Consider the following 8,478-nt stretch of genomic DNA (forward strand, 5'->3'; position numbering starts at 1 on the left):
TGTTTGTATATAGGTTTTATCATCAGTTAATGTCCTAACCTTCTTGTCCGTTGCTATAACTGGAATTCAGGCACCAACTTTAAACGCTAGCAATTTCATCATTTATAGCAGTTGCCAGGTAGCGGTTGACATCAGCTAATCAGAAAACACTGACACCAAGAGACTTTCAACCCTGTTAAGAGTTCCCTATTCCCTGTTCCCTGCTATACTAGTGGTTCATCGCATTAATTGAGAGGGCTAAATACGTTTATAGTAAGGACTTTAGCCCTAAAATATTCAAGCACTTTAGTGCTTACTACAAACCGATCAGAACTTTTGCGATAAACCACTAGTGAAACACGGCGTAATATACCAACTAAACCCGATTTATCTAAATAAGCCGGGTTTCTCAATCTTTTACCCCAAGAAAATTACATAATATTGATCGGGTCTACATCAATGGTCAAGCTAACAGATTGGGGACAGAGCGATCGCACTTCTTCCCAATCTGGCAATTGTGGCAATGCATCGGGGGCAAATTTAATCAATATCTGCCAGCGATAACGATTAGCTACTCGTAAAATACTCGCTGGTGCTGGGCCTAATATCTCGAATTCTTCTTCTGTACTCAAGGTTGTAGCAATAACTTGCGCGGTATTTTGCACTTGAATCGGGTCAAGACTACTTAAGCGCAACAAAATTAACCGCCCATAAGGGGGATAATTGAGTGCTTGGCGTTGTTCTAATTCAGCTTGAGAGAAAGACTGATAATCGTGCGATCGCACTGCTGCAATTACCTGATGCTCTGAGGTATAAGTCTGCACAATTACCCTACCCGGATCGTCGCCTCTACCAGCACGTCCAGCTACCTGAGTCAAGGTTTGAAATGCCCGTTCACTGGCGCGATAATCTGATAAATTTAGCAATCCATCGGCGGCGACGACGCCCACAAGTGTCACCTGCGGTAAATCCAAACCTTTGGTGAGCATTTGTGTACCTACTAATAAATCCGCTTCGCCGTTGGCAAATTGGGTGAGTAGAGTACGATGTGAGCCTTTGTTGCGGGTGGTATCGCTATCAAAGCGAATCAAGCGCAATTCTGGGAATTGTCGCGCTAATTCTTGCGTTACCCGTTGAGTACCGCTACCGAAAAATTTCAGGTAAGGGGAACTACAATCAGGGCAAAATTTAGGATGCGATCGCGCATAGTTACAGTAATGACACCGCAATAATTCCGGCGCTTTTTCTTCGGTGTGGTGATACGCCAGCGACACATCACAGTGCGGACATTCCAGCACATATCCACAACTACGACAAGATACAAACGTACTATGTCCCCGGCGATGGATAAATAAAATCCCCTGTTGTTTTCTCTCTTGCAGCTGTTGCAAAGCTGCTTGCAGCGATCGACTAAATATAGAACGATTTCCCTGCTGTAACTCTTGCCGCATATCGACTATTTCTACCGGCGGTAGAGGGCGGGAATTGATGCGTTCCGGCAAACTTAAGTAATAATTCCTGCCTGCTGAGTTAAGATTTCTTTCTTGTCCCCCCTCTCTGCTTGCGGAGAGGGGGCTAGGGGGTGAGGTGACGACGCTTACCCAACTCTCCAACGAAGGCGTAGCGGAACCCAACACCAAGGGACAATTTTCTAATTCGGCTCGCCATTGGGCAACGGTACGGGCGTGGTAGGTGGGTATGGGGGAGTCTTGCTTAAAGCTGCTGTCGTGTTCTTCATCTAAGATGATTAAACCTAATTTAGGTAAAGGAGCGAAAACGGCGCTGCGGGTACCTATGACAACTTGGGGTTCTCCTGTGAGCATTTGTCGCCAAGTGTCGTAACGTTCACCATCTGAGAGGGCGCTGTGATAGACGCTGACTTTATTACCAAAACGGGCGCGAAAACGATCAGTTAGCTGGGGTGTGAGTCCAATTTCTGGCACTAAAACAAGGGCGGATTTGCCTTGGTTGAGAAGGGGTGCGATCGCTTGCAAATATACTTCGGTTTTTCCCGAACCTGTCACCCCATGCAACAAAACTTGAGCAAATCCATCTAGTGTCTGGATTGTTTCTAAGGCGCTGGCTTGGGCAGCAGTTAAGGATTTAGCGCTATCGCCTGCTAAAGCTGGCCCCTGTTCTGTTCGCAATACTTCCCGTTCTTCGATGACGATGTAACCCTTTTGGGCCAAAGTCTTGAGAATAGAGGAACTAGCATTGCAAATTTGCAATAACTCATTTTGCCACAACTCCCCACCCCGCCGCCGCAGCACTTCCAAAATCTCTCTTTGGCGAGTCGTTAAGTCGTGGTCGATTGTACCTGTGAGGGTGACTGCTTTTTGCAGCTTTGGTCGAGTTAGTCGGGGCGGTTCTAAGTAGCTTTCTACTAAACCAAATCGCAACAACTCCCGAATTCCCCGATAAGCAGATTTGACTTTTTGTTGAAGGTAGGCGAAACTATAGTCCCCCGCCAGCTGCGCTTGCAAAAGTTCCCAAACTTGCCGCGCAGTTGGAGTCAGAAAAGCTGAAGGATTAGGAGATGCCAGTAAATAACTATTTCCCCCTGCCCCCTCGCCTCTAACAAGGCGGATACGACGCTGCGATCGCCCCAGTAATCCTGGTGGCAGAGCAACCCGGATCACTTGAATCAGGGGTGTATAGTAATATGCAGCAACTCGATTGAGTAATTCCCAATAAGCACTTGGGAAAAATCCAACGCTGACTATATCTTCTACTTCCCGGATTTTTTCTGGTGCTAGATCAACATTTGGTTGTGCCAGTAACCGAATAGCGATCGCTCCTAATTGTTGTGCCCCAAATGGCACGCTCAAAATATCCCCTGGTTTTATTTCTAACTGGGCTGGTAATCGATAAGTAAATAGTCCTGTACTTCCTGGACAGTCTACCAGTACTTCAACCCACCGATTAACAGTTGCACTTAACTGATAGGATTCCCCAGGTTCAGCCACCATCACAGAAGATAAATTTACGTCATTAATATACATAGTTTCTGACTTTATAGTTTAACATTTGACTCACATAGCTAGTCATAATTAACCTAGCTAACTAAACTCTAATTTTTTGCTTTTTTGGACTCAAATGGTATTTCTCAATACTGTTATCCTTCATAATACTTGATAAGTTTCCTCTTATGTAATCTACTAGACAATTTTGCCTCTTCTATACGTGCAATAAATATTTTGTGCCTACCTTAAAAATAAAAGCATCTCGGCTAAGTCCACAAAAGTTACTCCAACTACTAATTAGGGAGTAGCCTTTCTCCGCCTATCGATAGATATTCAACCCTTTCTGTATATGAGATTATTTTATACAAATAAGATCATCCCGAAATTAAGCTGCCATTATTGTAATTTGTATCATGTCGGTAACTTGAAATCGGGAATGCATAACCCTAGCACCAGGTTTTCGATTTCTCCAGTGACTTCCAACGCCTAAACATTAAAATTATTTAGAAAAATATATGAAAGTTTAAGAAATTTGGATGGTTAGCTAAGATTTTTATATTTGTTCAGGTTGAGAAAGTTTGAGGGGGGTTTGACATATTTGATAATTCAGAAAAAAATGAAGAATATATCTGTTGGTAGCCTGAGAATAAAGTTTTGTTGGATGCTAAGGCCAGTTTCGTTATAGGTTGTATCTAACCGTAACCCATAGGTGCTAGGTAGATGCAAATTTTTATTCCTGTAGAGAAATTAGCAGAAGCTTGTATTTCGCTATCTAAACGGGTGCATTCGTCCATTAGGGAAAACTACCAAGCCTCAAACGAGTAGCTGTAACTAAATTATGTACCAAACAAAGCAACAATCCCTAAAGGAAACTATGAATATTGTTGAATTGGGAAAAATGGAAATACTGGAGAATACTGCTGATATTGACGAACCATCACTCGATAGTTTAAATGCAGTAGCAGATGAAGAGTCTCCAATTATAGTAGAGAATCTGGAATCAGAGGAACGGGATGGAGATGAGATGGCGGCGGCTCGTCCTTCGGGATACAATAAAACCGAACATGATGATGCTGTAGGCGCGTTTTTTAAAGAAATGGCGCGTTATCCACTCCTAAAAGCTGATGAAGAAGTGGAGTTAGCGCGGCGAGTCAGGTTTCTAGAGGAAGTAAGAGAAATACAAGCTGCCTTACAGTTAAAACTGGGACAGGAACCTACTAAACTAGAAGTGGCTTCCGAGCTAGAAATGACGGAAAAGCAATTAGAAAGTCGCTTGTATCAAGGTAGAGTAGCGAAACGCAAAATGATTCGCTCGAACCTGAGATTGGTAGTGTCTATTGCCAAGCGATATCTGAATCGGGGAGTGCCTTTTCTGGATTTAATTCAGGAAGGAGCAATGGGTTTAAATCGCGCTACAGAAAAGTTTGATCCAGATAAAGGATATAAGTTTTCTACTTACGCCTATTGGTGGATTAGACAAGCGATTACCAGAGCTATAGCTAATGATGCGCGGACAATCCGGCTACCTATTCATATTGTTGAAAAGCTTAACAAGCTGAAAAAAGCCCAACGGGAACTCAAACAAAAACTCTGTCGTAATCCTACCGAAGGTGAAATGGCAGAAGCTTTGGAAATTAGCGTGCAACAACTACGCCAGCTACAACAACTAAGGCGTCAAGCACTTTCTCTCAACCACCGCGTCGGTAAAGAAGAAGACACGGAATTGATGGATTTGCTAGAAGATGAAGATAACTTGTCTCCAGAAGCAAAAATGAATGAAAACATGATGCGTCAGGAGATTTGGGAAGTCTTGGGTGACGTGTTAACTCCACGGGAGAAAGATGTGATTTCTCTGCGTTATGGTTTGACAACCAGCGAACCCTGTACCTTAGAAGAAGTTGGCAACATGTTCAATCTTTCTCGTGAGCGAGTGCGTCAAATTCAAAGCAAAGCCATGCGGAAATTGCGCCGTCCCCACATAGCCAAACGCTTAAAAGGTTGGTTGATTTAATTACATTTACGAAGATAGAGACGCAATACCTGACCTAATTAGCTCCACTAACTAACATGGATCAACTAAAGTGCAAAACTTTAAATTTCGTAGGGTGTGTTATTGCGTAGCGTAATGCACCCTACGAAATTGTAGGTGCATTAGGACAAATGTCCATAAAACACTTTACAAAACTTGCTCTTTATTAAATCCACATTCCTAACGAATTTAGAGAGCTTGTATCTGTATATTTCTTGAGCTTCACCTACTGCAAGTTACAAAAACCGGGCGTTTTGTACCTTTTTTCGGCTTTTGTTTAGTCATTACTCAAAAAAAATTGCACCGTTGCCTATAGACTATGGACTATGAACTATGGACTATAGACTAATGACTTCACGTAGCAATTTGATTTTGCGTTTTGCCCAAGCAGCTGATTACAGCATACTGTTTAAATTAATTCAGGGGCTTGCAGAGTATGAAAAATTATCTCACGCTATTACTGGCAATGCTCTGGCACTTAAGGAGCATTTATTTGGTTCACGGAGGTATGTAGAGGCAATCTTAGCAGAATCTGCGGGTCAAGCTGTTGGTTTTGCCCTATTTTTTCATAATTATTCAACATTTCTGACTAAGCCAGGAATTTATCTGGAAGATTTATTTGTTTTACCAGAATATCGCAGACAAGGTATTGGTAAGGCTCTCCTTACTAAAGTAGCCCAGATAGCTGTAGAACGTGATTGTGGGCGGTTAGAGTGGAGTGTGTTGGATTGGAACGAATCAGCCCAAGAATTCTACCATAGTATGGGAGCATCTATATTAGATGATTGGAGAATTTGTCGTATTACAGAAGATGTGCTTATTCAGTTAGGATCTGTTAAATAAAAAACAAAGGATGAAGTATAAAGGATGAAACGAGACAATTTTTATCTTGAATATTTCATCCTTAAATTTTTATCATTTATTGGTTATAAAGTATTCAAACTTACATAAATTTTTATTTTAATCATCAGTGTAGATGCATACTCCTACGGAGAAGCAAGCTACGCGTAGCGTATCGATATCGTTTCGTACTAACAACCCTAAATCTAAAACCCCGAATATTCAAAATCCAAAAGCTTGATAGCGAAGTTTGACAGCTTGTCATTTGACTATGGCAACGGCTCAACTGACAATTATGGAGGATATGGCACCGAATAAGCCGTTATTGCAGAGAGAACACGAAATGAAAAAAATTATTACAGTCATGCTGTTAGGCATAGCAATCTTCACCTTTGCCTTCAGTAGTCCAGCATTGGCAGCAGATGCTGTTGGTGGAGCTAAAGTATTTAGTGCCAATTGTGCTTCTTGTCACGCGGGAGGTAAAAATCTGGTTCAGGCTAACAAAAACCTGAAGAAAGATGCTTTGGAAAAGTATGGTTTGTACTCAGCAGAGGCGATTATTGCCCAAGTTACAAAAGGTAAAAATGCCATGCCTGCCTTCGGCAAACGTTTGAAACCTAACCAAATTGAAGATGTAGCGGCTTATGTGCTTTCCCAAGCAGATAAGGACTGGAAGTAGACTAAAATCTAACTTCCAGAATTAACAATTTGCGGGGCTTTTTGTCCCGCGAATTTTAGGGTTGCCGAAATTGTCAAATAGGATACTTATACCAATTTTGGATTTTAGATTTTGGATTAAGAGTCTTTACAAAAAGACTGTTCCAAGAATATCAAACAATACTACCTATCTTAATTTGGTCTTATGAGTGATTTGTGGCGATTATTTCTCAGTGCAATTATTGCTTTATCTTTCATTTGTTTGACTCCATCCGCACATTCATCACCCATATCTATCACGCAAATTACAACGGGTAATTTCTTGAAATTGGGTGTAGATAAGATGCGGCGCGGTAATTACCAGGAAGCAATAGAGAATTTAAACCAGGCGATTGAACTTGAGAAAGATTTTGCTGTAGCTTATAGCGATCGCTGTCTTGCTTATCTCCAATTACAAGATTACCATCAAGCTGTTACAGATTGTACTCAAGCAATAAATTTTGCACCTGATAACTTTGAGGCTTATCTAAACCGGGGAGTGGCACTCTACAGACAAGGGGATTATGCCGGTGCTATTGTTGATCATAATCGAGCGATCGCACTTAAACCATCCGATTTTCGAGCTTACTACAACCGAGGGTTAGCCCGTGCTGGCGAGGGGAAAGACTTTGAGGCAATTCTTGACTTTAATTTAGCCCTAACTCAAATTCAGAGAATCAGTAGCTTACTGCTTGCAGATATCTATAATGACCGAGGTTTGGCGCATTTTGTCTTGCAAGATACCCAAGCGGCTATGCTCGACTTTAATCTAGCAATTCGTCTCAATGCTAACGATTATAGGGCGTACTTTAACCGGGGTTGTGCTTGCGGACAAAATGGAGATGACTTTGGTGCAGTGCGTGATTTTTCTCAAGTCATCAGACTTAACCCCAGTAACCCCCAGGCTTATGTTAATCGGGGAGTAGCTCGTTATCGCTTAGGATATCATTTAGAAGCAATGTCTGATTTACAAAAAGCATCTAAGTACTTTGAAAACCAAGGAAAGAGAGTTGCCTACGAAAAAACTCTAGATTTACTCAAGAATTTGCGACAAAAAATTTCCTTTGCAACTGAAATCGCTCTTTTCTAGGACTGTCAGAGTTATGCAGAGTATCCACCAGCTTGAAAAATCTGTTCGACGGTTAAATTTAACTCTGGGAAAGTAGGTGAGATAATGCGTTGTTTACCGCCGCAGGCATCGCTACCTTGAAACTGGCTGACTTGGTATTCTCCCTCAATTAAGGTGTAAAGCGAGACAGTTGGTTGTTTGGGGTTGCCAATAAATCGCCTACCGCCTAAAGCAGCATAGTCTACAATCCAGTATTCTGGGATGCCTACAGCCTCATAGTCAGCAGCTTTTTTTAAATAATCATCGCGCCAATTGCTACTCACTACCTCAACTACTAAGGGTATTGATTCTGCAAGGCTTATAGTAGATTCTTTTTTCCACAGAGGTTCGGTTACCAAACTGGGGCGATTTAATATCAGCACATCTGGTGAGTAAGCAGATTCATTTTCAGGCGGTTTGACTAATGCTGTTTTGGGTATGAAGTAGGGGAGATTTAAACGAATACACTCTCTAGTAATTTCAAAGGCGAAAAATCCAACTACCTCTTCATAATCGCCTGTTGGTTGGGACATTTCGACTATTACTCCATCATGCAATTCATAACGTTTTCCTGTGTTGTCAGGATATCTAGCAACGAATTCATCGAATGTAACTAGTTTGCGTAAGGCTTGAATCATAAATTATTGACTTCTATTGTGTTTGCGAAGCGTCCAGTTTTATCAATGCTAACGTAATTCGTAATTGCTACAAGGGAAGAGGCTTTGAAGCTTATTCTCCTTCGCCTTTAAAAGGTTAGCTTGCTTATTAAGCGCAATATCTCTAGCCCTTCGAGATTGCACGTTTGGGAATTTGAGCGTTTGAAGCAGACTAAAAGATATATAGCGTTTCCTGTACGCCATAGC

Annotated in this window: 6 protein-coding genes; 4 read left to right on the forward strand and 2 right to left on the reverse strand. The window is 41.7% G+C overall.

The genetic code is table 11. The features are described 5' to 3' along the window. Positions 1-410: 410 nt before the first annotated feature. Positions 411-2,981, reverse strand: a complete 2,571-nt coding sequence (gene priA, locus HWQ41_RS26205) for a primosomal protein N' (protein ID WP_292769654.1) — start codon at positions 2,979-2,981, stop codon at positions 411-413. Between the two features lie 799 nt (positions 2,982-3,780). On the opposite strand from priA, the gene HWQ41_RS26210 reads away from it, so the two are divergent. The 4 genes from HWQ41_RS26210 (at position 3,781) to HWQ41_RS26225 (ending at position 7,597) form a co-directional block, all read left to right on the forward strand. Further along, on the forward strand, positions 3,781-4,953 hold the full coding sequence (locus HWQ41_RS26210) for an RpoD/SigA family RNA polymerase sigma factor (protein ID WP_292769655.1): 1,173 nt from the start codon (positions 3,781-3,783) through the stop codon (positions 4,951-4,953). A gap of 366 nt (positions 4,954-5,319) precedes the next feature. Continuing rightward, positions 5,320-5,814: a GNAT family N-acetyltransferase gene (locus HWQ41_RS26215; protein ID WP_292769657.1), complete on the forward strand. Its 495-nt coding sequence runs from the start codon at positions 5,320-5,322 to the stop codon at positions 5,812-5,814. Positions 5,815-6,154: 340 nt separating this feature from the next. Further along, positions 6,155-6,490 (forward strand): cytochrome c6 PetJ, encoded by a 336-nt coding sequence (gene petJ, locus HWQ41_RS26220; protein ID WP_292769664.1) that lies wholly within the window; start codon positions 6,155-6,157, stop codon positions 6,488-6,490. 183 nt (positions 6,491-6,673) lie between these two features. Continuing rightward, entirely contained in the window at positions 6,674-7,597 is a 924-nt protein-coding gene (locus HWQ41_RS26225) for a tetratricopeptide repeat protein (protein ID WP_292769659.1), read from the forward strand. A gap of 11 nt (positions 7,598-7,608) precedes the next feature. On the opposite strand, the gene HWQ41_RS26230 is transcribed toward HWQ41_RS26225, so the two are convergent. After that, complete coding sequence (locus tag HWQ41_RS26230; RefSeq protein ID WP_292769661.1) at positions 7,609-8,253, reverse strand: Uma2 family endonuclease; 645 nt, start codon at positions 8,251-8,253, stop codon at positions 7,609-7,611. Positions 8,254-8,478: the final 225 nt, after the last annotated feature.

This window comes from Nostoc sp. NOS(2021) (assembly GCF_017115025.1).
Lineage (GTDB): Bacteria > Cyanobacteriota > Cyanobacteriia > Cyanobacteriales > Nostocaceae > Nostoc.